The sequence below is a fragment of the Streptomyces sp. NPDC051561 genome, from assembly GCF_044454195.1.
Classification (GTDB): domain Bacteria; phylum Actinomycetota; class Actinomycetes; order Streptomycetales; family Streptomycetaceae; genus Streptomyces.
The window spans coordinates 23,576-48,866 of record NZ_JBITDM010000029.1; the positions used below are offsets into that span (position 1 = coordinate 23,576).

The following is a 25,291-nucleotide window of genomic DNA, read 5'->3' on the forward strand; positions in this document are numbered from 1 at the left end:
GGCTCGTCCCACAGAATCGCCCCTGACAGGTGAGGACATCCAGCGGAAGGACGGCCGACGCGCCATGCTGCACACGCGCATCACCTCAGCCAGGCCCGGGTGCGGCGACGTGGCTCTGTGGGGTGTACTCGCAGCCGCCACCGGCTTCGGGTTCTGGGACGCGGGTTCGGCCTCCCTGGTTATGGATCTGTTCCTCCCGTTGGCCGTGCTGGCGGTGGCGGTGCCATGGTCCCGCCGCCGGCCGGGGCCGCCGTCGTACTGGTCAACGGGCTGTGCGTGTGGGGCCTGTCCGACTCCGCGACTCCCGGCAACGCCCACGTCCTGTCGCTGGTCGCCATGAGCTGTCTGCTGGGTGCCCGGGTCGCCGCGGCATGGCGCCCGCTCCTGGTGCTCGCCGGGTGCGCAGCGGTCGATTCGCGACATGCGCGGTGCTGCGAACGCCTCCCGTATGGTGGTTCTACGCGATGACCGTGCTGCCCGGAGCCCTTTTGCTGCCCTGGCTGGCCGGCCGGCACTGGCGCGGCCGGCGGGAACTCGTGAGGGAGGGCTGGCGGCTGGCCCGGAGCCTGGAAGAGCGCCAGCATCTGGTCGCGGAGCGGGCGCGGCTTACGGAGCGCGCGGACATCGCGGCCGACATGCACGATTCCCTCGGCCACGCCCTGAGCCTGGTCGCTCTGCGGGCCGGTGCCCTGGAACTCTCGCCCGACCTCACCGACCGCGACCGCGCCGACCTCGCCGAGCTGCGCAGGACGATCGCGGACGTGGTGGAGCAACTGCGCGAGACCGTCGCCGTCCTGCACGACCCGCCCGGCACGGACAAGGATGCGGTGCTGCCCATCAACGGCACCGTCGAGGATCTCCTCTCACGGGCGGCCGCTTCCGGGGTGCCAGTGCAATGGGAGCGGCGCGGGGCGGTGCCCGAGATGTCCCCCCTCGTCGAACGCGGGATGCACCGGGTGGTGCAGGAGGCCCTCACCAACGCGGTGAAACACGCGCCGGACTGTTCGATCAGGGTGCGGATCACCCATGAGCCCGACCGTACCGGCGTGAGCGTCGTGAACGCCGCTCCGCCGGCTGGCGGACCGTCGCACGCGGGTGAGAGCCTGTGTCTAAACCCCGGCCGGGCGCCCGCCGCCTGGCACGCACGCTCGCGGCGTTGCCGAAATGCCCTAGTAGCTCCTTCCCCGAGCTCTCAACTTCGTTCGAGCAGGGGAGACCCCAGCGAGGACCTTCCAGCGCCTTGCGATTGCACGCACCAGACGACGTTCGCTGATCCGACCGGGGTTTAGACACAGGCTCTGAGAGCTTGGCAAGCGGCGTCGGCGGCCGGGGGCTGACGGGGCTTCGGGAGCGGGTGACGCTCCTCGGCGGCTCGATGCGGGCCGGGCCCGGCGAAGGCGGGTTCCACGTCACCGCTGTCTTCCCGCATCAGGCCACTGCCACCGCCCGTCGCGGGACGCCGGCGCCGGCGCCGGAACCAGGATCGGCGGATGGAACGCCGGCCGGGACCCGAGGGCCCGCGTTGACGTCCGAATCCGCTCCCCACCCGGGTCCGGGCCCGGAGACAGACACAGCACCGGACACCGTCGTACCGGAGTCCGCCAAACGGCTCGCCTCCGTACGGAGCGACGCCCGTCGCCGCTCCGCCGTCGCCCTCGTGGCACCTGTCGTCGCAGCCGCCTTCTTCGTACCATCCGCCTTCTACCTCGCCTGGCAACTCACCACGAGCGTGCTGCCGCCCTCCCGGTTCGAGGAGTTGACTACCGACAGGCCGCGCGCCGAACTCGCCCCTCTCCTGCCGGCCCGCGCCTATCCCTACCCGCCCGACCAGGCCCGTTCCGCATCCCGACCACCCGGCACACGTTGCGAGTTCTACCGTTCCGGCCGCGACCTGTTGGACGAAGTGGACCTTTACCGGCTCTGCTGGTCCGGCAACGCGCTACTGACGAAGGACATCGTGCCCGCACGCCGCCCCTGACCGCCTCGAACAGAGCGAGAAAATGAAGTACGTCATACGCCGGATCACGGCCGAGGAGTGGCGCGAGCTGCGAGCGATACGACTTGAGTCCCTGCTGAACTCGCCCGACGCCTTCGGTGTCCGTCACGCCGACGCTGTCGCGCTCTTCGATCGCACGTGGCGGAAGCAGGCAGAGAGGGCCGCGGCCGCGGCCGACGACGCACTGTTCGTGGCCGTCGACGAGACCGGCTCCTGGGTCGGAACCGCCGGGGTCGCACCCCTGGACGGCATCCCCGACACCGCACACGTGCACGCCGTCTATGTCGCCCCGACGCACCGCGGTCCGGACGGTCCGGCGCGGGCACTGATGGAAGCGGCAGTCGACTTCACACGCGAGCACACCGATTACACCTGGCTCACCCTGGGGGTGCGCGAGGACAATCACCGCGCCATGGCCTTTTACCGACGCATCGGGTTCCACGACCTCGGGAAAACGATCCCCTACCCGCTGGACTCCACCAAGTTCGTGCGCATTCTGGGCTGCCCCGACTTCCGTGTCTCCCGAGTACCACATCCAGGAGGCGGACGGAGCGGTCCGCGTTCACCTCACTCGTCGTTGCCGTCGTCATCGCCGTCGAGGTCGACGGCATCCGGGTCGCGCAGCGGGCGCAGGCCGTCGACCGGCTGGGAGGCGGTGAAGCTGTAGCGGCCCAGGACGTTCAGATTCTTGTGCTTGAGCGGGGACAGCCGGGCCACGTCTTCGTCCCTGATGCCGTGGCCCTCAGCCCGGAGCTGGGCGACGGCGGCCTCGATGTACCTGGTCGTCCACAGCACCACGGCGTTCAGAACGAGACCCAGCGAGCCCAACTGATCTTCCATCCCGCCCCGGTACGCCTGGTGGATGGTGCCCTTCTTGCCGTGGCAGATCTCGCGGGCCAGCTTGTGGCGGGGCTCCTGGACGGTGAGCTGCTTGTGCATCTGGCGCCGGTAGGTGTCGTCCATGGGGTCGACGACGGCGAGCAGGTGCAGGGTCTTGGCGATCCGCCCGTACTCGGCGAACGCCTGCCCCAGCGGGGTCGGGTGGCCCTCGCGGCCGAACATCCGCAGCAGGTCGTAGGCCCTGACCTGGTTGGTGACCCGGGAGCCGGCCACTCGCAGCATGTCCGGCCAGTGCGTGATCACCTTCTTCACGTTCACCTTGTTGCGGGCAATCGCCTCCAGCGGCCCGTACCCGCCCGCCGCATCGGCACCGGGCAACACCGCCGGATTCGCCCCGGACGCAGTCCTCGGCGTAGGGGCGCAGGCGTGTGCGTCGGGGCGCTGGTGCGCAATGACTTGGACTGCTGCAATCAGCGACGCGGTGTGGCTCACTCGCTGTCCATGGTCCGGCCCCATGCCAATTGCTTCGAGTCGCCGTCGAGTTGGCTGCGCTCCGTGATGCGGGCGCCGTGGACCGGGACATGAAGCGCGGGATGTCGGCGTTGGTCAGATTCAGGGCGGTGCTGCGCACTCGACAAGGGGAGGTCGTCATGCCAACTCCGAGGGCCGGTCGCCCTGTTGAGGCACTGCGAGAACGGTCCTGCGTGGTGAAGGCGGAGGGGTAAAGGGTCGGCGTGAGCCCGGGGCGGGTGCCTGGAGTGCGGGGCCTCCGGCCGCGGACCGCGGGGCCCGGGAGCGGGCCCCAGGAAGCGGACCTCGGGGACACGGGCCCCTGGCCAGAGGCCTGCGCGACTCCGATTTCACGTTGCGTATCCAAGCGTGATCGCGGCGTCTATCATCCAGCTAACCAGGGGGTACGTGGGGGGCTACGGATGACGGAATCGGAATCCACAGGGACCGAACCGGACGAGAGACAGTTGCGCTTCAACATCTGCGGGCCGTTGGAGGTGTGGACGGACGGGAGCCGGCTGCGGCTCGGCGGAGCGATTCAGGAGCGCGTGCTCGTCATGCTGCTCCTGGAGCACGGCAAAGTACTGCCCGTCTCCCGTCTGGTGGCCGGTGTCTGGGACGAGGAGCCTCCGGCGACCGCCGCGCATCAAGTGCGCAAGGCCGTCGCCGACCTGCGCCGGCGGATTCCTCAAGGCAGCAGTGTGCTGGTCACCGACGGGCCGGGCTACCGCGCCGTGGTGGCGGTGCCCCAACTGGACCTGTGCGAGTTCGAGGCGCGGGTCCACGACGCCAGGCTGGCGTCGGCGGCGGGAGCGCCCGCCGACGCGGTCGAGGCACTGAGCGCGGCCCTCGCGCTGTGGAGGGGCCCGGTGCTCTCCGGACAGGGCGGCCCTGTAGTCGACGCCTCGGCGGTCGCACTCGAAGAGGGGCGGCTGGCCGCGGCAGAGAGGTACTTCGATCTCCGGCTGCGCCTGGGCGAGGCATCGATGCTGGTGGTCGAACTGCGGGAGCTGGTCACCAGCCATCCGCTGCGGGAAGCCTTCCGGGGGCAGCTCATGCTCGCGCTGTACCGGTCGGGCAGGCAGGCCGAGGCGCTGGGGGAGTACGGTGCCGTCCGCGAGTTACTGGCCGAGGAGCTCGGCATCGACCCCGGACCGGAGCTGACCCGGCTCCATGAGGGCATCCTCCGGGAGAGCCCGGAACTTGCCGCTCCCGTCGCCCCTCCGGCAGTGACTCCGGCCGTCACCCCTCCCACCTCGCACCGGGTGCCCTGCGATCTGCCGTACGACCTGGCGGACTTCACCGGGCGCGAGCGGGAGTTGAGAGAACTGCTGGCGTGCGCGCACGAGGCGGACGATCGCAGCCGGATCGTGGCGATCGACGGCATGGGCGGCAGCGGCAAGACCTCCTTGGCCGTACGAGCCGCCTACCGGCTCGCAGCCGCCCACCCGGACGGACAGCTGCACATCGACCTGCGCGGCCACACCCCCGGAGAGCTGCCCGTCACCGTGGGCACCGCACTCGACATCCTGCTGCGGTCACTGGATGTGCCGGGAGGGAGCATCCCGGAGGACGTGCCGGGCCGCACAGCGCTGTGGCGGTCCACTCTTGCGGGAAAGCGGGTGCTGCTCCTGCTCGACAACGCACCGGACGCCGCCGGAGTCGTCCCCCTGCTGCCCACGTCGCCCGGCTGCCTGGCCATCGTGACCAGCCGTGCGCGGCTGGTCGACCTGGACGGAGCGAAGTGGATATCCGTCGACGTGCTGGCCCCGGACGAGAGCGCCGCCCTGGTCGCCGAGACGGTGGGCGCACACCGGGTTGCCGCGGAACCCGAGGCCGCCAGGGAACTCGCCCAGCTCTGCGGGCACCTGCCACTGGCCCTGCGCATCGCGGCAGCCCGGCTGCACAACCGACCCCGTTGGACCGTGCAGTACCTGGCCGACCGGCTTCGTGACGAGACCCGCAGGCTGGACGAGCTGAGTCTCGGCGAGCGCAGCGTCGCCGCCACCCTGCGACTCTCCTACCAGGCGCTGAACGAGGAGTGCCGTACCGCCTTCCGGGTCCTCGCGCTGCACCCGGGGGGCGACATCGACCTCTGCTCGGCAGCGGCGCTGCTGGGTCTGGCCACCCGGGAGGCCGAGGACGTCCTGGAGTTCCTGCTGGACGTCCACCTGCTGCAGCAACCGGAGATGGGCCTCTACAGCCTGCACGACCTGGTGCGCGCCTTCGCCCGGGGCCTGCTCTGCGGGACGACCGAGGAGGAGGACGCCACATCGGTCGGGCGGCTGCTCGACTACTACCTCGCGGCCACCGAGGTGTCGTGCGAGTTCCTCTTCCCCGGCCGTCGGCGGCGGCCCACAGGGGTGTCCGAGGCTCCCGCCGAACTGCCCGACATCCACAGCGCCGCACAGGCCGGGGCGTGGTTCGTACGGGAGCACACCACTTTGCTCGCCACCGTCGCTCTGGCCGAGGCACGCGGGTACGACCGGCATGCGGCCTGCCTGGCACGCAATCTGTCGTTCCAGCTCAACGCACGTGGCTATCTTGAGGAGTTCGCGGATCTGAGCCGGACCGCGGTCGCCGCGGCCCGACGCCTGGACGACCTGGCACTCTTGGGTGTGGCCCTGTCCAACCTGGGCGTCGCCTGCTGGAAGCTCGGCCGCTTCGTGGAGGGCATCGAGGTGGCCGAGGAGGGGCGCAAGGTGGCCCAGCTCCTCGGAGACCGGCACACGGAAGCCCACTGCGGAAGCACGCTGGGTCTGTACAAGAGTCTCCTCGGACGCTTCCCCGAGGCGCTTGCCGACCTCCAGGAGGCGATCGCCACGGAAAGGGAGCTGGGCTCCGTCCGGGCCGAGGCCGAGAGCCTCACCATTCTGAGCGCGTTGTACGAGCAGTGGGGCCGTTACTGCGAGGCCGTCGAAGCGGCACTGCGGGCCGTCGAACTCACGGGGCGGCTGGACCAGCACGAGAACGAACTGGTGGCGCTCACCGATCTGGCCTTCGCCCACTTCGGCCTCGAAGAGTACGCCGAGGCCGAAGTGCGGCTGGCGCGTGCGCGGCAGCTGTGCGACGGCACGCGGGAGCCGGGGCAGGTGGCCCTGGTCCTGGCCCTGTCGGCCGAGAGCGCCCACCGGCTCGGCCGCTCCCGGCAGGAGTCGGAGTTCACGGAGCAGGCCCGGGCCCTTGTCCGGCAGAGCCTTTCCCCGCTCCGCAGGGCCAAGGTGGAGAACCTGGTCGCGCGCCTGCTCCGCAGGAACCACCAGTACGACGAGGCGTTGACCGTGCACCGCCGCGCGTACGAACTCGCCTCCTCGGTCGGCTACCGGGCCGAGGAGGCGTACGCGCTGGCGGGCATGGCCGAGGCGGCCGGGGCACTGGGCGAAGGACGCGCCGCCGAGGAACATCGCAGGTCCGCCGAGGAGTTGTTCGCGGAACTGGGGATTCCCGGGTCCTGCCGCAGGAGCTGACCGCACCGGAGCAGGGTGCGGCGGAGTTTCGGACCTCGGGCGGAGTTCACACCACCCTGACTGCGGTGGGTCCCTTGTCCTCGGCGATGACGTGGTATCCCTTCCCCGGTCCGCCCGACGCATCGGACTCCACCGCGGCCGCCGTGCCGAGAACCAGTACCGTCATGGCCACCGCGATGAGTCCCGCCAGATTGCGTCCCATGATTCCGCTTCCCCTCGCTCGGTGTCCTGCTGACGAGACAGACATTCGCCGAAGGGCTTCCCGAACGGTTCCTGTGCGGTTCCCGCCCCCGTTCCCCCGGAGATTCAGGGGGTCTTTTGACCGCCTTCGAGGAAGCACGCCGCGATGCGGGGGCCGTGCGCCGACAGGGTCACCTCGGTCCGTGCCGCACCTTCCTGATGGTCGGTGAGATCGAGCAGAGCCGTGACCGTGGACCGCAGCACGGCCCGGTCCTCCTCGGTCACAGGCACACAGCCCTCGGGCCGGAGCGCGACAACCCGGTGCATGCCGTCCGTGGTCATGGTCTCGATGGTGAATCCCCTTCCGGGCTCGGCGCCTTCGGCCCGACGAAAAGCCGCGGAGCTCCGGGAGCATCGCTCCGTCGCCGCGAATTCCCTTAGGACATCGCTCAGTTCGATCTCCACCAGTCCGTCATCGCGAGGGGGCGTGGGATGTGTCATGTGGTACTCCTCCGTGAATGTTTTCCGGGTGGAAGGATCTCCGCACGCCATACCGTTCCTCTCCCTCGGCGTTACCTCGCCGACAACAGCCGCCATTTGCCGTCGAGTTGCCCCTCCCTGTCCTGGCGGCCCGCCGTCCCGCACTGGGAGGCTCCTGTCCCGGACCGCCGGTGCGGTCGCCCCGAGCAGGAGAAGGAACAGGGAGCCGAAAGCATGAGACCTGAGCCCCAGAGTCGCTGGATCACCGGCAGGTGCCGTGCCGGAACGCCGCGGGTACGGCTGATCTGCATACCGCAGTCCGGTGGTGGAGCCGGTGCGTTCTCCAGCTGGCGCGCGCACCTCCCGGACGGTGTCGAACTGGCTCCGGTCGAACTCCCGGAGCGGGGCACCCGGGCCCGCGAACGGATGCCCGTGGGCATGGGCGCCCTGGCCGACGCGCTCTACGAGGGGCTGCGCCCCGAACTCGACATGCCGTACCTGCTGTTCGGGCACAGCTTCGGAGGAATGCTCGCCTACGAGGTGGCCGTGCGGGCCGAACGGGACCACGTGCGCGCCCCACTGGCCGCCCTGATCTCCGGCACCCGGGCTCCCCAGGTGCCGCCGCGTCGCAGGCTCGCCCACAGCGACGAACGGACCCTGCTCACCTGGCTGTCCGACAACGGAGGGCTGCCCGCCGAGTTGCTGGACTACCCTGCGTTCCTGACGGAGGTCACCCGGGCCGTACGGATGGACCTCGGCTACGCGGAGTCCTACCTCGTGCCGCAACCGACGCGGATCGACACCCCGCTGTACGCCTTCGGCGGAGCCGACGACCTGGTCACGCCGCCCGATGCCCTGCCGCACTGGGAACGTTGCGCCGCCGGGGAGTTCACGGTGACGACGCTTCCGGGCGACCACGGATATCCGTACGCCGATCCCGGGGCGATGATGGCCGCGATCGGCCGACTGCTTCCCACCGGCCCGGCGGCAGTCCGGCCCGGGAGGGAGCCCGCACACAGCTGAGCACACGGCTGAGAGCCTGTGTCTAAACCCCGGCCGGGCGCCCGCCGCCTGGCACGCACGCTCGCGGCGTTGCCGAAATGCCCTAGTAGCTCCGCTACGAGGACCTTCCAGCGCCTTGCGATCGCACGCACCAGACGACGTTCGCTGATCCGACCGGGGTTTAGACACAGGCTCTGAAGCGGCCGGACGAAGCAGTCGCATGCCGCGTCGCAGGGTGTTCCCCGCGGCGCGGCGAGGGGCCATTCCCCGAATGGCCCCTTTCGGTATCCCCGCGGGAGGCGAACGGGAACGGTCGGACGGATGCTTCCCTTGCCCGACGCACCCGCTGGTGCGTCCCGCTGCCGGAAGCCTGCGGCAACGCCGCACGAAGGGAACTGGGGGAACTGACATGTCCAACAACGCACTGGTCCGTTTGCGTCTGATGCGCGGATACACGCAGGAGGAACTCTCCGAGCTGTCGGGAATCAGTGTCCGGACCATCAGGAATCTGGAACGCGGGCAGATCGTCAAGCCGCGCCGCAGCTCCGTCGACATGCTCCTCGCCGTTCTCGACCCCGGCCTGCGCCAGGAATTGCACGCGTTGCCCGCCGACGGCGCGGACTCGTCCTCCTCCGCCGTCGCCGAATGGATGCACATGGTCAGCCCCGGCAAGGACGTCTGGCGAGGGCCGAAACCGCCGCGCACACCGATGATCGGGCGGGAGAGCGAAGTGCGGCAGATAGCGGAACTGGTGACCGAAAATCAGGTGACCGTGCTGACCGGACCCGGCGGAGTCGGCAAGTCACGGGTGGCCCAGGCGGTCGCCGAAAAGGTCTGCCGCCTGTTCGCCGACGGCGTGGCCGTCGCCGAGATGGGCCGAATCCCCTCGGAACAGGACCTGGACCTCGACTCGGTCATGGAGCTGGCGTGGGGAGCCGTCGAGGGGCTGCTCGACGACGGGACGCCGGACACCGGACGGCGCCTGCTGCTGGTACTCGACAACACCGAGCACCTGCCGAGAACCACGGACCGGCTGGTGGACCGGTTGATCGGCAGCCATCCACAGCTGCGCATACTCATCACCTCCCGCCGCCCTCCGCGATGGAGTGGGGTCACCCTCTGGGAGATCCCGTCGCTGACCGTGGAGGCGGCGGTGGAACTGCTGCTGGAAAGACTGAAGAGGGTCTGCCCGACGCTGGACCTGTCCGGTGAACGCGCACAGCTCGGCGAGCTGTGCCAGGACCTGGATCTGCTGCCCCGGCTGGTCGAGTTCGCGGCCCAGCGGCTGCGGATGGTGTCGCTGCCCACGCTGCGCTCCGACAGCCGTGCGCGGAGACTGCTCGGCTCGGCGGACCACTCGATGCTGCCCCACCAGCAGTCGGTCGAGGCCAGCGTCCGCTGGAGCCTGAACCTGCTGGACGAACGTCAGCGGGACTTCCTGGCCGGTCTCGCCCGGCTCCCCGCGGCCCAGGTCCTCGCCGCGGACGGCCGGGGGGCCGCAGGCAAGGAGGCCTGGGACACGGCAGCGATCGACATGCTCTCCGAGCTGGTCGACTCCTCCCTCCTTCAGGTGGACCGGGGGAGCCGGTACGAGTACCGCATGCTGCGGCACGTCCACGCCTTCCTGGCGGCAGCGCCGGCCGCGGAGCCCCTCAGATCCGTCGCGGAGGAACAGGCCCTGGCGCTGAGCGGGTGAGCCCCCGCAGGACCATGGCCCCGGGGGGGGGGGGGGGGGGGGGGGGGGGGGGGGGCGCGGCCCGGGGGGGGGGGGGGGGCGCCCGCCCGCCCCCCCCCCCCCCCCACCACCACACCCCCCCCCCCCCCCCCCCCCCCCCCCCCCCCCCCCCCCCACGGGGTTGTTCGCGCCCGCCCCGAGGCTCCTGTCCCGACCGGGCCACCGGGTAGTACGAGCCACGCGGTCAGGCCGCGGGCTGGAGGGACGGCCGCTCTGAGGTCGCCTCGTTCACCTCGTTGACCGGGGTGGCGAGGATGTCGAGCGACCGGGAAGCCGTGACCGCGACACCGAGCGGAACCAGCAGGACGAGAAGGGCCAGAATGCCCCCCGCCACTCCGAACACGAAGACCAGACCGCCGGCCAGCATCGGGCCGGCCCACTCCAGCGAGTAAGCCCCGAACCGGTTCACCGCCGCCACCCGGCCCAGCAGTTCGTCCGGGACGAGCTGCATGACGTACGTCTGCAGGATGACGTTGACGGGGACCGCGGTCAGCCCCGCCAGGCAGACGACCACGCCGATCTGCCACACCTCGGGCACCACTGCCGTGAGTGCGAAGGAACCCGTCAGCAGCCAGACCGACACGCACAGCAGAGGGCGTGCGGACACCCGCTTCATGACCGAGGAGGCGAACACCGCGCCGACCAGCGCCCCGGCCACCGCGGCACCGCTGACCAGGCCGATCTCGGTCGAGCCGCCGCCTCGGTGCGCGACAACGGCGATGAGCAGCAGAAGGAACGCCTGGTCGATCATGTTGAGCAGGGACGCCATGACCACGACGAACCGCAGGAAAGGATGCCGCCGGACGAACCCGATGCCCTGGCCGACGTCCTGGAGCATCGTGGTGCGCGGCCCGTCCGGCACCCGGTCGGGCCCGAGCGGACGCCGGATGTTGAGCGCCCCCAGCGCGGCGAAGACGAAGGAGAGCGCGTCGGCGAAGAAGGGAATGCTGCGGCCGAGCCCGAACAGGACACCGCCCAGGGGCGGCCCCACCAGCTGCGCGGCCATGTCGCGGCTCATCGCCTGCCCGTTGGCGGTGGCCAATTGCTCCTTGGAAACGATTCGCCGGAGCGACGGCGTACTGGCACCGAGGATGACCCCTGAGCACAGTCCGCTCACCAGCGCGGTGACAGCCAGCAGCGGGATGCTGATGCGACCGCTGTGCACGGACAGGCCGACCGCGGTCAGGACCGACGCCTGTACGAGCGGCCCCGCCACCAGGATGGCGCGGCGCGACACCCGGTCCGCCAGCGCGCCGCCCCACAGCGTGGTGACGAGCACCCCGATGAGATTCGCCGAACCGATGAACCCGGCTTTCGTCACCGACCCGGTGAGGGACAGGGCCAGCAGCGGATAGGCGATGGACGAGACGCTCGTCCCCACCGCGGAGAGCGTATTGCCCGTCCACCATCCGAGGTAGTCGGTGTTCCGCCACAGCGAAACGACGGGGGCCTTGCCGTCGGCTCCTTTGCCATCGACTTCTTTGTCATCGGGCGCTCTGTCATCGGGCCGGTCCATCGAGGGGTCTCCTTCTGCTGACGATGCTCCGCCAGGAGCCTTGTGCAGTGCACCGGTTCACGGCCAGGCACGGCGCGGGCAAGGTCGTGGGCAATTCACCGGCCGCGAATCTGCCGGTCCGCTGCCTGGCGGCGGTGGCAGGCCCTGGACTCCAATCGACGCATCCCTTTCGAGCCACCGGAATTCCGGCGGCGATTCCCTTCCGCATGCGCCCTGCATGCCACGCACCGGAGGTCGCTTCGTGCATGCCGAGGCTTCTGGAACCACCTGGCCCGACGAGTCGCTCGACGCCGTCGACCTGACGGACCCCGAGACGTTCGCGGGAACCGATCTGAGCGGCTACTGGAGAACGCTGCGCCGGGAGCGCCCCGTCCACCGGCACCCCGGGGCCGAGGGCCGCCCGGGCTTCTGGGTCGTCAGCCGGTACCAGGACGTGATGACGGTGTACCGCGACACCCGGAACTACACGTCGGAGAAGGGCAACGTACTCGTCACGCTGCTGGCCGGAGGCGATTCGGCGGCAGGCCGCATGTGCGCGGTCACCGACGGCGCCCGGCACCGCCAGATGCGCAACGCGCTGCTCAAGGCGTTCTCGCCACGGGCCATGGAAGGCGTGACCCGCCGCGTGCGGGCCAACACCCGGCGGCTGGTCGCCGACGCGGTGCGCCGGGGCGAGTGCGACTTCGCCACCGAGATCTCGGAGAACATCCCGATCTCCACCATCTCCGACCTGCTCGGAGTCCCGCACAGCGACAGGGAGTTCCTGCTGTCGCGGACACGGGCCGCCCTCAGCTCCGACACGGCCGGCCAGTCCGTACCGGAGGCCTGGGCCGCACGCAGCGACATTCTGCTGTACTTCGCCGACCTCATGGAACAGCGGAGGGGCCACGCGACCGACGACGTGATCACCGTCCTCACCAACAGCCTCGTGGACGGCAAGCCGCTGACCCGGGACGAGGTGGTGCTCAACTGCTACAGCCTGATCCTCGGCGGCGAGGAGACCAGCCGGCTCACCATGAACGACGTGGTCCACATGCTGGCCGGTGACGCCGGACAGTGGCGGCGCCTGCGGGAGGGCAGTGTCACCCTCGACTCGGCCGCCGAAGAGGCCCTGCGCTGGGCCTCACCCACCATGCACTTCGGCCGGACCGCACTGAACCGCGTCGTGCTTGCAGGCCAGGAGATCCAGGCAGGCGACATCGTCACCGTGTGGCACTCCTCGGCCAACCGCGACGAAAGCGTCTTCGCCGCCCCCGACACCTTCGACCTCGGGCGTACCCCGAACAAGCACCTCACCTTCGGTTACGGGCCCCACTTCTGCCTCGGCGCCCATCTGGCGCGGGTGGAGGTGACCGCATTGCTCGACGCGCTGCGGACCTGTGTCGCGGAGATCGAGGTCACCGGAGAGGTCCAGCACTTCCACTCGAACTTCCTGACCGGGCTCAGTTCCCTGCCCGTCCACTTCACGCCGGACGAGAGGGGACTCGACACCCTGTCCGTTCCGCCGGCCCACGAGAGAGTTGAGGCCAGCCACCGTGCTTCCCGATGAGTCACACGACGTACACACCAGGGCGACCCGTGTGCAGGAGGGGATGCTCTCCGTCGAGGGAACCCTGACCGGCAAGCCCTCCCCCTTCCACGTGCTCACCAGCGCCGAGATCACCGGTCCGCTCGACACCGGACGGCTCACCGTCGCGCTGGCACGGGTCGTGCGGCGCAACTCCGCGCTGCGCACCGTCTTCACACGCGACGCCGACACGGGCATGGTCGGCCGCCGGGTGGCCCGCTCCTGGGGCCCGAAGGTCATCGAGCAGGAACTGCCGCCGCAGCCGCCGGGCACGGACGTGGTCGGCCTGGCCGAAAGGCTGATCTCCCCGCTGGCGCCGCAGCTGCTGCGACCGTACGCCGAACCGCCCCTGGCCTTCGTACTCACCGCCGCCGGACCGGAGCGCACGGTGCTGTCCGTCCTCGCCCACCACGTGCTGCTGGACGGCTGGAGTTACGGCCTGCTGTGGGAGCAGATCGCCGAGGGATACGCCGACGGGGACCCCGCAGACGCCGAGGCACCGGGCATGGAGGTGTTCGTCGCGGCGGAGCGCACCGGGGTTGCTCCCGAAGCCGTCGCCGCCCGCGCGGCCCTGCTCGAAGGCTGGCCGACCGTCGTCGAACTGCCGGGTGATCTGGAGCGTCCGCAGACTCGTGCCTTCACGGGGGCCAGGGTTCCCTTCCTGCTCACCGAGGCGGCCCGGACGGGATGCGTCGAGCTGGCGAGCACCCTGAAGGTGAGCCGCAATGTCGTCCTCCTGGCGGCCTGGGCCCTGACGGTCGCCCGCCGCGCCGGACAGAACCGGCTGGTGGTCGGCGTGCCGACGAACGGCCGGACTTCCCGCACCACCATGCAGGTCATCGGCGGTGCCACCGGTCTCACCCCGATCGCCTGCGAAACACCGGCGGAGGCGAGCGTCGCGGACTACGTACGGCTGACGTCCCGGGCGCTGCGGGATACCTTCCGGCACGCTGACGTCCCCTTCGAGGACATCGCCACGGCACTCTCGACGGGCGCTGACCCGGCCCGCAACCCCCTGGCGCAGATCGTCTTCGCCGCGCAGAACGACGTACTGCCCGCGGCGCTGACCGCGGGCGACGTGCGCTTCAGCATCCGCATCGGCCACACCGGCGGCACGATGTACGACGCGATGCTGCACGTGATGTCCTGGGATCCGGTGGCCGCGCTCGAACTCGAATATGCGACCACCGTACTGACGCCGGGCGAGGCCACCTCGCTGGCCGGTGGCTTCGACCGCGCGCTCGTCGACATGGCCGCCGACCCGGAAGGCCCGCTGGCCGCGATCACCACCGTGACCGGCGCCCAGCGCCGACTGCTGGACCAGTGGGAGCAAGGCACAGGTACCGGGCCCACCGAGGGACTGTGGCAGCTGATCGAGGCAGCGGCGGAGCGCCGTCCGGACACCGTCGCCGTCCGGGACGGCGACCCGGACCGCAGGGTGACCTACCGCCGGCTGATGGCCGCCGTCACCGCCCAGTCGGCCCTGCTGAGCGAGGCGGGCGTCCGTGAGGGCGACCGGGTGGCCCTCGTCGCCCCCCGTTCCATCGAGGAGATCGTCGCCGTCCTGGCAATTCTCCGGACGGGTGCGGCCTATGTCGGCATCGACTCCGGCAGCCCCGCCAGGACGACCTCGTCGGTCCTGGAACGGGCCGGGGTACGGGTGATCCTCGGCACGGCCGACGGGCTCGCGGCGCTGGGCCCGGCCACGGAAGGACGTATCGCGATGGCGGTCGTCGATCCCGCGGACCCGCCGCGGACGGGACCGGCGCCCGCCGCCGCACCGGCGGACCCCGAACGCGCCGCGTACGTGGCCTTCACCTCCGGTACGACCGGGGTCCCGAAGGGCGCGATGGTTCCCTGCCGCGGGGTCGTCAGACTCGCCCTGGACACGGAGCTGTTCCCTGCGAGGGCGTACGAACGCTACGTCCGCCTGGCCCCGTTGGCGTTCGACGCCTCCACCATCGAGATCTTCTACCCGCTGCTGGCGGGCGGAACGATCGAGGTCCACCCCGACGCCCATGTGACCCCCAACGCACTGGCGACCTTCCTGGAGCGGCGCGAGGTCACCGGGATGTTCCTCACGTCCGGTCTCTTCCGGCTGGTGGCGGACTTCCGTCCGGACGCCTTCCGCGGTCTCGTCCAGCTGATGACCGGCGGCGACGCCATCTCTCCTCCGCACGTGGCGGCCATCGTGCGCGCCTGTCCGGGAATCCGGGTGACGAACGGCTACGGGCCCACCGAGAACACCACCATCACCGCCGCCCACCACATCGACGACCTCACCGGCGTCACCGGCGGAGCCCTGCCGATCGGGCGGCCGATCCTGGGTACCGGCATCAAGATCCTCGACGGTACGGGGCGCCCCGTGCCACCAGGCGGAATCGGCGAGCTGGTCGCGTTCGGCGAAGGAGTGGCCCTCGGGTACGTGGGCATGCCGGACGAGACCGCTCGCGCGTTCGGCACCGACGACGACGGACGTCTCTTCTACCGCACCGGCGACCTCGCGCGCTGGGACGCCGACGGCAACCTGCGCTTCCACGGACGCCGCGACAGTCAGGTGAAGGTCCGCGGCTTCCGGATCGAACCCGACAGTGTGGCCCGGCTCCTGCGTCAACACCCGGAGGTGCACGACGCCACCGTCGTCGTGGTCTCCGTGGGCAACGGCGACAAGCAGATCCTCGCCGCCGTGACCCCGCAGGGCGTGACCCCGCAGGCCGCCGCGCTGAGGGCCTTCGTCTCCCGCACGCTGCCCGCCTATTCGGTCCCGCATCTGTGGACGGTGGTCGACGAGCTCCCCATGACGAAGAACGGCAAGATCGACATCGCCGCGCTGACGGCGGGAGCCGCCCCCGTCGGCACCGCCGCCACCCCGCCGGAACAGGCGGCGCACTCCGGCCGCGTACTGGAAGAGAAGGACCAGCAGGCGCAGGAGCAGGAGCTGCCTTGCACGGGTGTCGCCTCGATGGAGGACATCATCGCCCAGGCCTGGCGCGAGGTGCTCGGGCACCGGGACTTCGGACCCGACGACTGGTTCCTCGACGTGGGCGGCGATTCGCTCAGCCTGGTGCGCGTGCACACGATCCTCGACAACGCGCTGCCCGACCGGCGCCTCACGGTCGCCGATCTCTACGCCTTCTCCACCATCAACGAACTGGCCGCACTGCTCCGCGCCGACGACCACGCCCTTTCGACCTGAGAAGAGACCGGAACATGGATACACGTGACACGCACACCGCCGATGACATCGAACGATGGGTCGTCGCCACCTGCCGCGACCTCGGCCTGCGGGTGGAGGACGCGGACGTCGACTTCTTCTCGTGCGGCGGCACCTCGCTGGCGGCCATGCGGCTGATCGCCTCGGTCGAGGACGCCTTCGGAGAAGGAGTCCTGCCCCTGGACGCCTTCTACGACCACCCCGTGCTGCGGGAGATCGCCGGGCTCATCGCCGAGAACCGGCTCGCGACCTCGCAGGCGGGGTGATCGCCGATGACCGCTGCGACGAGCCTCGCCGACGGCCCGGTGTTCACCTCGCGGGACGCGGGGGAAGCCCTGCGCTCGGTCGCCGCCCTCCTCCGGGAGGCGGAGTACGGCGAAGAACGGGCCGCCGGGCTGCTCCGGGCGCCGAGCTCCGGGCATCTGCTGCGCAATCCCGCCCGGTACGCCTTCTTCAGCGACCACACGCGCCCCGCCCCGGCGGACGCGCCGCCGAGCGTCCTGACGTCCCTGTTCTTTCTCAACCGTGCGGTGCCCGACCTGTGGGTGCACGCCGCGCTCAAGCCCGAACTGACCGACCTGCTCCAGGAACTCGCCCTCCTCACCAGGTCGGGCGACCACTACCTGGGCACCGCCTCCCTGACCCCCTACCGCTCCCGGTTCTTCCTGTCCGACCGGCTCTTCGACAACCCGGCTCCGCAGCAGGTGGTGACGAGGGACGCGGCCGAACTCGCCATGCCGCCGCACGCGTCCAGCCTGCTGGCACTCGACGCGGTCGACCGGATCGACGGGTCGTTCCTCGATGTGGGGTGCGGCAGCGGATTCCTGGCGCTGAACGCCGGCCCGGGATGCGGCCGGGTCGCCGGATTCGACCTCAACCCGCGCAGCGTCCGCTTCTCCAGGGCCAACGCCCTCCTCAACGGACGCGACGTCCGCTTCACGGTCGCTGACTTCACCGACCCGACCGCGCTCGGCCGCGAAGTGCTGGGCGACACCGGCAGGTTCGGCAGCCTCGTCTTCAACAGTCCGACCATGCCGCGGATCGAGAGCGATGCCGGCGAGTTCGGCCAGAGCACGGCACGGCAGGTGCTCCGGCGGACCGCGGCCGTCGCCCCGTACGTCCTGCGTCCCGGCGGCACCGCGCACGTACTGACCGTCGTCGAGGTGCCCCGGTCGGCCGGGTCGGCCCGCGAGGTCGTCGAGGGCTGGCTGACCGGCACCCACGCCGCCGATGTGACGGTCCAAGAGGTCGATTCCCCGTACCTCCGGGTCACCGAGCGCCAGCTCCAGGACCGACGGCTGGACAGGCAGAGCCTGCTCTCGTCCGGAACCGCCCACGCACAGCAACTGCTGTCCGCCCTGGCCGCACGAGGCACCGGATCCGTCGTGCCGGTGCTCGTCGCGCTGCGGACCTCCTCCACAGAAGGGTCCAGACTCCCATGACCAAGGCACCGGACTGGATTTTCCCCCTGCGCAAACCGACCGGGAGCCCCACCTCGCGGCTGGTCGTCTTCCCCTACGGGGCCTCGGGCCCGACGTCCCTGCGCCCCCTGCTCAACCGGCTGCCCGAGACGGTGGAGGTGCTGGGCGCCGCCCTGCCGGGGCGCGAACGCCGCTTCGGGGAACCACCGGCCACCACGGTCGCCGAGATCGTGAGCGGCGTCGCCGAAGGACTGGCGGCACGGGAGGAACTGCCCACGTATCTCTTCGGCCACAGCATGGGTGCCGGACTGGCCGTGGCCTTCGCCCTGGCACATCCCGGATCCTGCGAGGGGCTGGTCCTCAGTGGGCGCCCGCCGCGCTCCGCCGGGCGCTCCGCCCTGCAGGGGTTCAGCGACGAGGAGATCGTCTCCTTCCTCGCCAGGGTCGGCAACACCCGTCCCGAGCTGGTCCGCGACGCGTTCTGGCGCGATCGGCTGCTCCAGCTGTTCCGGAGCGACGCCGCACTCGACCTGCGGACCGCCGAGGTCATCGCCGGAGGCGTCCTGCGGGAGCGGCTCCTGGTCCTGGGCGGCAGCGAGGACCCGGACATCGACGTGAGCGAGCTGGAGGACTGGGCGGAGCTGACCACCGGCGGATGCACGGTCGAGATCTTCCCCGGCGGGCACTTCTTCCTCCTCGACACCGACACCAGCCAGGCGGTGCTCGACGCGATTGCCGGTCTCCTCCACGCGGTGTCCGAGCCGCTGCCGGTCTGAGATCACGCGCGGCCCCCAGGTGGTGGAGGGCTTCCACGGAACGCACCAGGCATCCGTGGGGGCCCTTCGTCGCTTCCGCGTGCGCGCACCGGCAAGGAGGCAGACAACCGGCAGGGGCGGGCCGCCGCTCCACCGCTCAACTGCCCCTCCGCTGCCTGGAGTCGGCGGGCGGCCGGTCGGCAAGATCCGGGGGTAAGCCCGTGAGCCGGACGAAGGAGCCGCGATGCCCACCAGCACAAGGACACAGGAGAGCCCGCCTCCCGCGCGGTCGTCCCTGGAGGCGGTGCTGCCACTGACTCCGCTGCAGGAGGGAATGCTCTTCCACGCCCTGTACGACGACGAGGCGATCGACGTCTACGCGATCCAGGTCGCGTTCGCGCTGGACGGGCCGCTGTCGGCGGACGCGCTGCGGGCGGCCGCGGATGCGCTGCTCGGCAGGCACGCGGCACTGCGCGCCGGCTTCCAGCTCCGCAAGTCCGGCCTGCCGGTCCAGCTCGTCCGCCGCGACGTCCGCGTCCCGTGGTCCGAGCTGGACCTGCGCGGCCTTCAGCCGGACGAGCAGCAACGGCGGCTGAACCGCTACCGGGCCGCGGACCGGGCCAAGGGCTTCGACATGGCCCGCCCGCCACTGATCCGGCTGACGCTGGTACGCCTGGCCGACCGGCGCCAGGTGCTGGTGATGACGTACCACCACATCCTCCTCGACGCATGGTCCTTCCAGATCGTGCTGGACGACCTGTTCACGCTGTACACCCAGGACGCCGACCCGGCCGGTCTCGTCCGCGTCGTGCCCTTCGAGGGGTACCTGGCCTGGCTGGCCGCCCAGGACCGGCAGGCCGCGCAGGACGCCTGGGCCGCCGCCCTGGACGGGCTGGAGGAAGGGACCCTCATCGCCGCCGGCCGCCCCGCACGGGGGCCCGCGACGCTGCCGAGGCTGGCCTCCACCGAGCTCTCCCCGGAGCTGACCGCCGACCTGACCGAAGCCGTACGCGCCGCCGGGCTGACCCTCAACACCGTGCTCCAGGGCATCTGGGCGCTGACGCTCAGCGGTCTGACGGGACGCCAGGACGTGGTGTTCGGCCAGACCGTGTCGGGACGGCCCGCCGAGCTGGACGGCGTCGAGGGCATGGTCGGCCTGTTCATCAACGCCGCGCCCGTACGGGTAAGGCTCGACCCGGCCGAGCCGCTGGCGGCGCTCCTCGCCCGCGTACAGCGCGAGCAGGCCGCTCTGGAGCCGTTCCACCACCTGGGCCTGGCCGAGATACAGCGCGGCGCCGGTCTGGGCGACCTGTACGACACCGCCGTCGCGTTCGCCAGCGCACCGCTGGACTGGGACGCCGTACCGACCTACCGCGACCTGCGGGTCACTCTCGCGGAGGACACGGCCGAGGAGCAGCCCGAGGGCTGGACCCACTATCCGCTCAACCTGTCCGCCCAGCCGGGCCGGACCCTGCGACTGGCGCTCAGCTACGACGGCGACCTCTTCGAAGGACCGGCCGCCGACCGGCTCATGACCCGGCTGCGCATGCTGCTCAGCACGTATCTGGACGCCCCCCGCACTCCGGTCGGCCGCATCGAGCTGTTCACGGAGGAGGAGTGGGCGCAGGCCGTGCACCAGGGGAACGACACCCGGCGGCCGGTGCCGGACACGACCCTGCCGGCCCTGTTCGCGGCACAGGCCGCCCGCACGCCCGAGGCCACGGCCCTGGTGTTCGAGGACCGCTCACTGTCCTACGGCGCCTTCGCCCGCCGGGTGGCGGAGCTCGCGGACGCGCTGCGGGCACGCGGAGTGGGCGGCGGGGACTTCGTGGCGGTGGCGGTGCCGCGCTCGGTGGAACTGGTGGTGGCGCTGCACGCGGTACTGGCCGCCGGAGCCGCCTACGTACCGGTGGACCCCGAGTACCCGGCACAACGGATCGGCTGGATCCTTGAGGACTCGGCCCCCCGGCTGCTGCTGACCACCTCCGCGGTCGCGGCGCTCCTGCCGCCGTGCCCCGTACCCCAGCTCTTCCTGGACCGGCCGCTGCCGTCGGACGCCCCGGTCGCCCCGGTACGGGAGCCGGTCGGCGCCGACCCGGCCTACGTGATCTTCACCTCCGGCTCCACGGGGCGCCCCAAGGGCGTCGTGGTGCCGCACTCCGCGATCGTCAACCGGCTTGTGTGGATGCAGGACCGCTACCCGCTGGAGCCGGGCGACCGGGTGCTGCAGAAGACCCCGTCGGGGTTCGACGTATCGGTGTGGGAGTTCTTCTGGCCGCTGCAGACCGGGGCGGCGCTGGTGGTCGCCGCACCGGGCGGACACAAGGACGCCGCCTATCTGGCCGCCCTGATCCGGCGCGAGTCGGTGACCGTCGCCCACTTCGTCCCGTCGATGCTCCAGGTCTTCCTCCAGGAGCCGACCGCCGACGACTGCACCAGCCTGCGCCAGGTCTTCTCCAGCGGTGAGGCGCTGTCCGCGGAAACCCAGAACCGCTTCTTCGAACGCCTCGGTGCGAGCCTGCACAACCTCTACGGCCCCACGGAGGCGGCCGTTGACGTCACCCACTGGGACTGCCGGCCCGACGAGGAGAACGCGGCCAACACAGCCGTCCCGATCGGCAGGCCGGTATGGAACACCCAGGTGTACGTGCTGGATCCGGCCCTGCGCCCGGTCGCGTCGGGCGTACCCGGCGAGCTGTACCTGGCGGGCCACCAGCTCGCCTCGGGATACGTGGACCGGCCGGGGCTGACCGCCGAACGGTTCGTCGCCAACCCGTTCGCCCCCGAGGGCAAGCGGATGTACCGCACCGGGGACGTGGTGCGCCGCACTCCCGGCGGTGACCTCGAATACCTCGGGCGGGCGGACGACCAGGTGAAGATCCGCGGCCTGCGCGTCGAGCTCGGCGAGATCGAAGCGGTGCTGGCCCGGCACGAAGCCGTCGCCCAGGTCGCGGTCGTGGTGCGGGAGGACCAGCCCGGCGTGCAGCGGCTGGTCGCCTACACCGTGTCGGCCGGACCCCCGGCGGAGCCGCAGCAACTGCTGGACCTGGCGGCGGCCGCGCTGCCCGACTACATGGTGCCCGCGGCGCTCGTACAGGTGGCCGAGCTGCCCCTGACGCCCAACGGCAAGCTCGACCGCAAGGCGCTGCCGGCTCCCGCGCTCGTGCGTGCCGTCGGCGGCAGAGCAGCGCACGGCGCCGTCGAGCAGCAGCTCGCGGAACTGTTCGCGGCGGTGCTCGGAGTGCCGGAAGTGGGCGCGGAGGACAGCTTCTTCGACCTGGGCGGCGACTCGATCGTCTCGATCCAGCTCGTCGCGCGGGCCCGTCGGGCCGGACTGGCGCTCACCCCCAAGGACGTGTTCACCCACCGCACCGTCGCCGCGCTCGCCCGGGTGGCGCGCCCGGCGCGGGACGCCGTGCAGGAGGCGCCCGGGGCCGGTGTCGGAGAGGTGCCCGCCACACCGATCACGCACTGGCTGAGCGAGCACCGGGGGCCGAGTGACGGCTTCCACCAGGCGACCCTGCTCCAGGTGCCCCCGCTCGCCCGCACGGACCTGCTCACCGCCTCCGTACAGGCGGTGCTGGACAGACACGACGCCCTGCGGATGCGGCGCACGGCGCGGGACGCGGGCCCGACGTGGGAGCTGGACATCGCACCGGCCGCGGCCGTACGGGCCGAGGACTGCGTGCGCCGCGTCGGCGTCGAAGGACTGGACGCCGACGCCCTGCGGGCCCGTATCACCACGGAGTCGGCCCGCGCGGTCGCCGAACTCGCCCCCGACGAGCGGCGGATGGTGCGCTTCGTCTGGTTCGACGCCGGCCCCCGGGACGCGGGACGGCTGCTCGTGGTGGCCCACCACCTCGTCGTGGACGGCGTTTCCTGGCGGATCCTGCTGCCTGATCTGCGGGCGGCCTGGGAGGCGGTCGAGAGCGGCGGAACACCCGGCCTCGCCCCCGTCCCGACCTCGCTGCGCACCTGGGCGCACCGGCTGTCCGAAGCGGCCACCGATCCGGCCAGGATCGCCGAACTCCCGCTGTGGGAAGGCGTGTTGCGTGCCGGTGACGATCCCGCGCTGGCAGCGAGGCCGTTGGACCACACCTGTGATGTGCACGGCACCGCCCGGTCGCTGACCCTGCGACTGGCCGCCGAACACACCGAGCCCCTGCTCACCACGGTGCCGGCCGCCTACCGCGCGGGAGTCGACGACGTCCTGCTGACGGCGCTCGCACTGGCGGTCGGATCGTGGCGGCGGGAACGCGGCCTGGGCGAAGGCACCGGCGTTCTGGTGGACCTGGAGGGGCACGGCCGCGAGGAGATCGCGGCGGGGCTCGACCTGTCGCGCACCGTGGGCTGGTTCACCAGTCTCTATCCCGTACGCCTCGATCCGGGCGTGCGGGACTGGGAGCAGGCGGACGGGACCGGCCACCTGCTGGGCACTGCCCTCAAGCGGGTCAAGGAACAGCTGCGAGCGATCCCCGACCACGGCATCGGCTACGGAATGCTGCGCCGCCTCAACCCGGAGACGGCCGCCGTGCTGGGCGCACTGCCGGTCCCGCAGCTGGGCTTCAACTACCTGGGCCGTTTCGCGGGTTCCGACGGCGGACACTGGCAGCCCGCGGCCGAGTCGGATGCCACGGGTCCGGCGGCGGACGCCGGGCTGTCCCTGCCGCACGTGCTGGACATCAACGCGGTGACCGAGGACCTGCCGGCCGGCCCGCAGCTGGTCGCCTCGTTCACCTGGCCCGGCGCGCTGCTGGCCGAGGACGACGTGCGCCGGCTGGGGGAGGCCTGGCTGGCCGCGCTCCGCGCGCTGGTCGCGGACACCTCCCGGGAGGGTTCCGGCGGGCTCACCCCCACGGACGTACGGCCGGCCGTGGTGGGACAGCGGGAGCTGGAACTCCTGGAGTCGGCGTGGGCGGAGCGCGGACTCCAAGACGTCCTGCCGCTGACCCCCGTACAGGAGGGGCTGCTCTTTCACGCCTGCTACGACAGGCAGGCACCGGACGTGTACAACGTGCAGCTGGTCATCGAACTGGCTGGCGAACTCCGCACGGAGGGGCTGCGTGCCGCCTGCCAGGCCTTGACCGACCGGCACCCCGCACTGCGCGCGGTCTTCACCCAGACGGCTTCCGGCACACCGGTGCAGCTGATCCCCGGCAGCGTGCCGGCGCCGTGGCACGAGCACGATCTGCGGGACGGCGGACCGACCGGGGACGGCCGCGCGCGGGAACGGCTGGACGCGTTCCTCACCGAGGACCGGATCCGCCGGTTCGATCCGTCCCGTGCTCCGCTGCTCCGCTTCACCCTGCTGCGGCTGGGCGAGGAGCGCCACGCGCTGGTCTTCACCAGCCACCACCTGCTCGCCGACGGCTGGTCGGTCTCCCTGATGCTGCGGGACCTCTTCGCGCTCTGGTCGCCGGACGCCCGGGACGTCGGCCGCACACCGCCGGTTCCGGTACGCCGCTACTACGAGTGGCTGGCCGCACAGGACACGGCCGCCGCGCAGCGCGCCTGGCGGGCGGCGCTGGACGGACTGACCGGCCCCACCCTGCTCGCGGCCGCCGCGGACACCGGTTCCCTGCCGTCGCTGCCGCTGAGCGCCGGCGTCGAACTCCCCGAGGACCTGACGGCCGAAGTGGCCGCCCGCGCACGCTCCTGCGGGCTGACGCTCAACACCGTGGTGCAGGGGGCGTGGGCGCTGGCGCTCCACCACCTCACCGGCCGACGGGACGTGGTGTTCGGGGCGACGGTGTCGGTGCGCCCGCCGGAGCTGCCCGGCGTCGAGGAGATGGTCGGGCTGCTGATCAGCACGGTGCCCGTACGGGTCCGGCTGGACCCCGCCGAAACACTGGCCGCTCTCCTCGACCGGGTGCAGACGGAGCAGGTCGCCCTGGCCCCGCACGCGCACCTGGGCCCGGCGGCGGTGCAACGCGTGGCCGGGCTGGGTCCGCTGTACGACACCTCCATGGTGTTCGAGAACTTCCCGCGCACCGCCGACCATCCCGAGCTGCCCGGTACGGGGCTGCGGATCGCCGGATTCTCGGGCCGCGACGCGTACCACTACCCGCTCAAGCTCATGGCCGTTCCCGGTGACCGGCTGTACCTGGAGGTCAGCCACCGCGCCGAACTCGTCACCGCCGCACAGGCCGAGGAGGCCCTCGGGCACCTGCGGACGCTGCTGACGGAATTCGCCGCCGACCCGTCCGTACGGGTCGGTGGCCTGCTCCAGCCCGTACCCGAGCCCGTCGTTCCCGTGGCTGCGGGTCCCACCTCGCCCGTCCCTGTCACGCCGGGGGACCACCGCTCGGTGGCGGCACTGTGCGCCCTGGCCGGGGCGGTACTGGGCGGGCCGGTGCTCTCCGCGGAGGCCGACTTCTTCGCGCTCGGCGGCGATTCCCTGCGGGCATTGCGGCTGGCCGGACGCATGCGCGAGGCGTTCGGCGCCCCCGTCGACGTCTCTGTCGTATTCCGCGGCCGCACGGCTGCCGGAATGGCGGCAGTGCTGGCACGGCAGGGAACCGGTATTTCAGAAGTCCGCCACAGCTAAAGGGAATTGCCGGGCCGCTGCCTGTTCCGGGAATCCGCACTTTGCCACCATGAAAAAGCAA

16 protein-coding genes and 1 pseudogene are annotated in these 25,291 nt (G+C 71.4%); 13 read left to right on the top strand and 4 right to left on the bottom strand.

The window, feature by feature from the left end:
• Positions 1-225: 225 nt before the first annotated feature.
• From ACIA73_RS37225 to ACIA73_RS37240, 4 genes are all read left to right on the top strand, one after another.
• A complete protein-coding gene (locus ACIA73_RS37225; RefSeq protein ID WP_399443403.1) occupies positions 226-468 on the top strand; it encodes a hypothetical protein in 243 nt (80 codons plus the stop codon).
• A complete protein-coding gene (locus tag ACIA73_RS37230; RefSeq protein WP_399443405.1) occupies positions 465-1,289 on the top strand; it encodes a sensor histidine kinase in 825 nt (274 codons plus the stop codon). The genes ACIA73_RS37225 and ACIA73_RS37230 overlap by 4 nt, the downstream gene beginning before the upstream one ends.
• Positions 1,290-1,522: 233 nt before the next feature.
• Positions 1,523-1,978: a hypothetical protein gene (locus tag ACIA73_RS37235; RefSeq protein ID WP_399443406.1), complete on the top strand. Its 456-nt coding sequence runs from the start codon at positions 1,523-1,525 to the stop codon at positions 1,976-1,978.
• A 22-nt stretch (positions 1,979-2,000) separates the two neighbouring features.
• Positions 2,001-2,663: a GNAT family N-acetyltransferase gene (locus ACIA73_RS37240; protein WP_399443407.1), complete on the top strand. Its 663-nt coding sequence runs from the start codon at positions 2,001-2,003 to the stop codon at positions 2,661-2,663.
• On the opposite strand, the pseudogene ACIA73_RS37245 reads toward ACIA73_RS37240, so the two are convergent.
• Positions 2,564-3,214, bottom strand: a pseudogene (locus ACIA73_RS37245) (Tn3 family transposase); the annotation flags it as partial. The gene ACIA73_RS37240 and the pseudogene ACIA73_RS37245 sit on opposite strands and share 100 nt — an antisense overlap.
• A gap of 554 nt (positions 3,215-3,768) precedes the next feature.
• Here ACIA73_RS37245 and ACIA73_RS37250 point away from each other — a divergent pair.
• Positions 3,769-6,813 carry an AfsR/SARP family transcriptional regulator gene (locus ACIA73_RS37250; RefSeq protein ID WP_399443408.1) on the top strand — a complete coding sequence of 1,015 codons (3,045 nt, stop codon included), beginning with the start codon at positions 3,769-3,771 and terminating at the stop codon, positions 6,811-6,813.
• A 46-nt stretch (positions 6,814-6,859) separates the two neighbouring features.
• Here the strand turns inward: ACIA73_RS37250 and ACIA73_RS37255 are convergent, their stop codons facing one another.
• Both ACIA73_RS37255 and ACIA73_RS37260 read right to left on the bottom strand, forming a co-directional pair.
• Positions 6,860-7,015 (bottom strand): hypothetical protein, encoded by a 156-nt coding sequence (locus tag ACIA73_RS37255; protein WP_399443409.1) that lies wholly within the window; start codon positions 7,013-7,015, stop codon positions 6,860-6,862.
• Between the two features lie 104 nt (positions 7,016-7,119).
• The gene (locus tag ACIA73_RS37260) at positions 7,120-7,335 is read right to left on the bottom strand and encodes a hypothetical protein (protein ID WP_399443410.1); all 216 of its coding nucleotides are present in this window, start codon (positions 7,333-7,335) and stop codon (positions 7,120-7,122) included.
• A 372-nt stretch (positions 7,336-7,707) separates the two neighbouring features.
• Between ACIA73_RS37260 and ACIA73_RS37265 the strand changes: the two genes are divergently transcribed.
• Both ACIA73_RS37265 and ACIA73_RS37270 read left to right on the top strand, forming a co-directional pair.
• Positions 7,708-8,496: a thioesterase II family protein gene (locus ACIA73_RS37265; protein WP_376396312.1), complete on the top strand. Its 789-nt coding sequence runs from the start codon at positions 7,708-7,710 to the stop codon at positions 8,494-8,496.
• 388 nt (positions 8,497-8,884) lie between these two features.
• A complete protein-coding gene (locus tag ACIA73_RS37270; protein ID WP_399443411.1) occupies positions 8,885-10,171 on the top strand; it encodes a helix-turn-helix domain-containing protein in 1,287 nt (428 codons plus the stop codon).
• 223 nt (positions 10,172-10,394) lie between these two features.
• On the opposite strand, the gene ACIA73_RS37275 is transcribed toward ACIA73_RS37270, so the two are convergent.
• Positions 10,395-11,726, bottom strand: coding sequence for an MFS transporter (locus tag ACIA73_RS37275; RefSeq protein WP_399443412.1), 1,332 nt, complete (start codon positions 11,724-11,726; stop codon positions 10,395-10,397).
• Positions 11,727-11,943: 217 nt separating this feature from the next.
• Here ACIA73_RS37275 and ACIA73_RS37280 point away from each other — a divergent pair, with 217 nt between their 5' ends.
• From ACIA73_RS37280 to ACIA73_RS37305, 6 genes are all read left to right on the top strand, one after another.
• Positions 11,944-13,275, top strand: coding sequence for a cytochrome P450 (locus ACIA73_RS37280; RefSeq protein WP_399443413.1), 1,332 nt, complete (start codon positions 11,944-11,946; stop codon positions 13,273-13,275).
• Positions 13,276-13,306: 31 nt separating this feature from the next.
• Entirely contained in the window at positions 13,307-16,489 is a 3,183-nt protein-coding gene (locus tag ACIA73_RS37285; RefSeq protein ID WP_399443438.1) for an amino acid adenylation domain-containing protein, read from the top strand.
• A gap of 14 nt (positions 16,490-16,503) precedes the next feature.
• Entirely contained in the window at positions 16,504-16,773 is a 270-nt protein-coding gene (locus tag ACIA73_RS37290) for a phosphopantetheine-binding protein (RefSeq protein WP_399443414.1), read from the top strand.
• 6 nt (positions 16,774-16,779) lie between these two features.
• Positions 16,780-17,949 (top strand): 50S ribosomal protein L11 methyltransferase, encoded by a 1,170-nt coding sequence (locus ACIA73_RS37295; protein WP_399443415.1) that lies wholly within the window; start codon positions 16,780-16,782, stop codon positions 17,947-17,949.
• Positions 17,946-18,704 carry a thioesterase II family protein gene (locus tag ACIA73_RS37300; RefSeq protein WP_399443416.1) on the top strand — a complete coding sequence of 253 codons (759 nt, stop codon included), beginning with the start codon at positions 17,946-17,948 and terminating at the stop codon, positions 18,702-18,704. Before ACIA73_RS37295 ends, ACIA73_RS37300 begins: the two co-directional genes overlap by 4 nt.
• 223 nt (positions 18,705-18,927) lie before the next feature.
• Positions 18,928-25,230 carry an amino acid adenylation domain-containing protein gene (locus tag ACIA73_RS37305; RefSeq protein ID WP_399443417.1) on the top strand — a complete coding sequence of 2,101 codons (6,303 nt, stop codon included), beginning with the start codon at positions 18,928-18,930 and terminating at the stop codon, positions 25,228-25,230.
• The last annotated feature ends 61 nt before the right edge of the window (positions 25,231-25,291 follow it).

Excerpts from the sequence above, each read along its gene's own strand:
- ACIA73_RS37225 (WP_399443403.1), top strand. The coding sequence starts at position 226 with ATGGTCCCGCCGCCGGCCGGGGCCGCCGTCGTACTGGTCAACGGGCTG.
- ACIA73_RS37230 (WP_399443405.1), top strand. The coding sequence starts at position 465 with ATGACCGTGCTGCCCGGAGCCCTTTTGCTGCCCTGGCTGGCCGGCCGG.
- ACIA73_RS37240 (WP_399443407.1), top strand. The coding sequence starts at position 2,001 with ATGAAGTACGTCATACGCCGGATCACGGCCGAGGAGTGGCGCGAGCTG.
- ACIA73_RS37250 (WP_399443408.1), top strand. The coding sequence starts at position 3,769 with ATGACGGAATCGGAATCCACAGGGACCGAACCGGACGAGAGACAGTTG.
- ACIA73_RS37255 (WP_399443409.1), bottom strand. The coding sequence starts at position 7,015 with ATGGGACGCAATCTGGCGGGACTCATCGCGGTGGCCATGACGGTACTG.
- ACIA73_RS37260 (WP_399443410.1), bottom strand. The coding sequence starts at position 7,335 with ATGACCACGGACGGCATGCACCGGGTTGTCGCGCTCCGGCCCGAGGGC.
- ACIA73_RS37265 (WP_376396312.1), top strand. The coding sequence starts at position 7,708 with ATGAGACCTGAGCCCCAGAGTCGCTGGATCACCGGCAGGTGCCGTGCC.
- ACIA73_RS37270 (WP_399443411.1), top strand. The coding sequence starts at position 8,885 with ATGTCCAACAACGCACTGGTCCGTTTGCGTCTGATGCGCGGATACACG.
- ACIA73_RS37275 (WP_399443412.1), bottom strand. The coding sequence starts at position 11,726 with ATGGACCGGCCCGATGACAGAGCGCCCGATGACAAAGAAGTCGATGGC.
- ACIA73_RS37280 (WP_399443413.1), top strand. The coding sequence starts at position 11,944 with ATGCCACGCACCGGAGGTCGCTTCGTGCATGCCGAGGCTTCTGGAACC.
- ACIA73_RS37290 (WP_399443414.1), top strand. The coding sequence starts at position 16,504 with ATGGATACACGTGACACGCACACCGCCGATGACATCGAACGATGGGTC.
- ACIA73_RS37295 (WP_399443415.1), top strand. The coding sequence starts at position 16,780 with ATGACCGCTGCGACGAGCCTCGCCGACGGCCCGGTGTTCACCTCGCGG.
- ACIA73_RS37300 (WP_399443416.1), top strand. The coding sequence starts at position 17,946 with ATGACCAAGGCACCGGACTGGATTTTCCCCCTGCGCAAACCGACCGGG.
- ACIA73_RS37305 (WP_399443417.1), top strand. The coding sequence starts at position 18,928 with ATGCCCACCAGCACAAGGACACAGGAGAGCCCGCCTCCCGCGCGGTCG.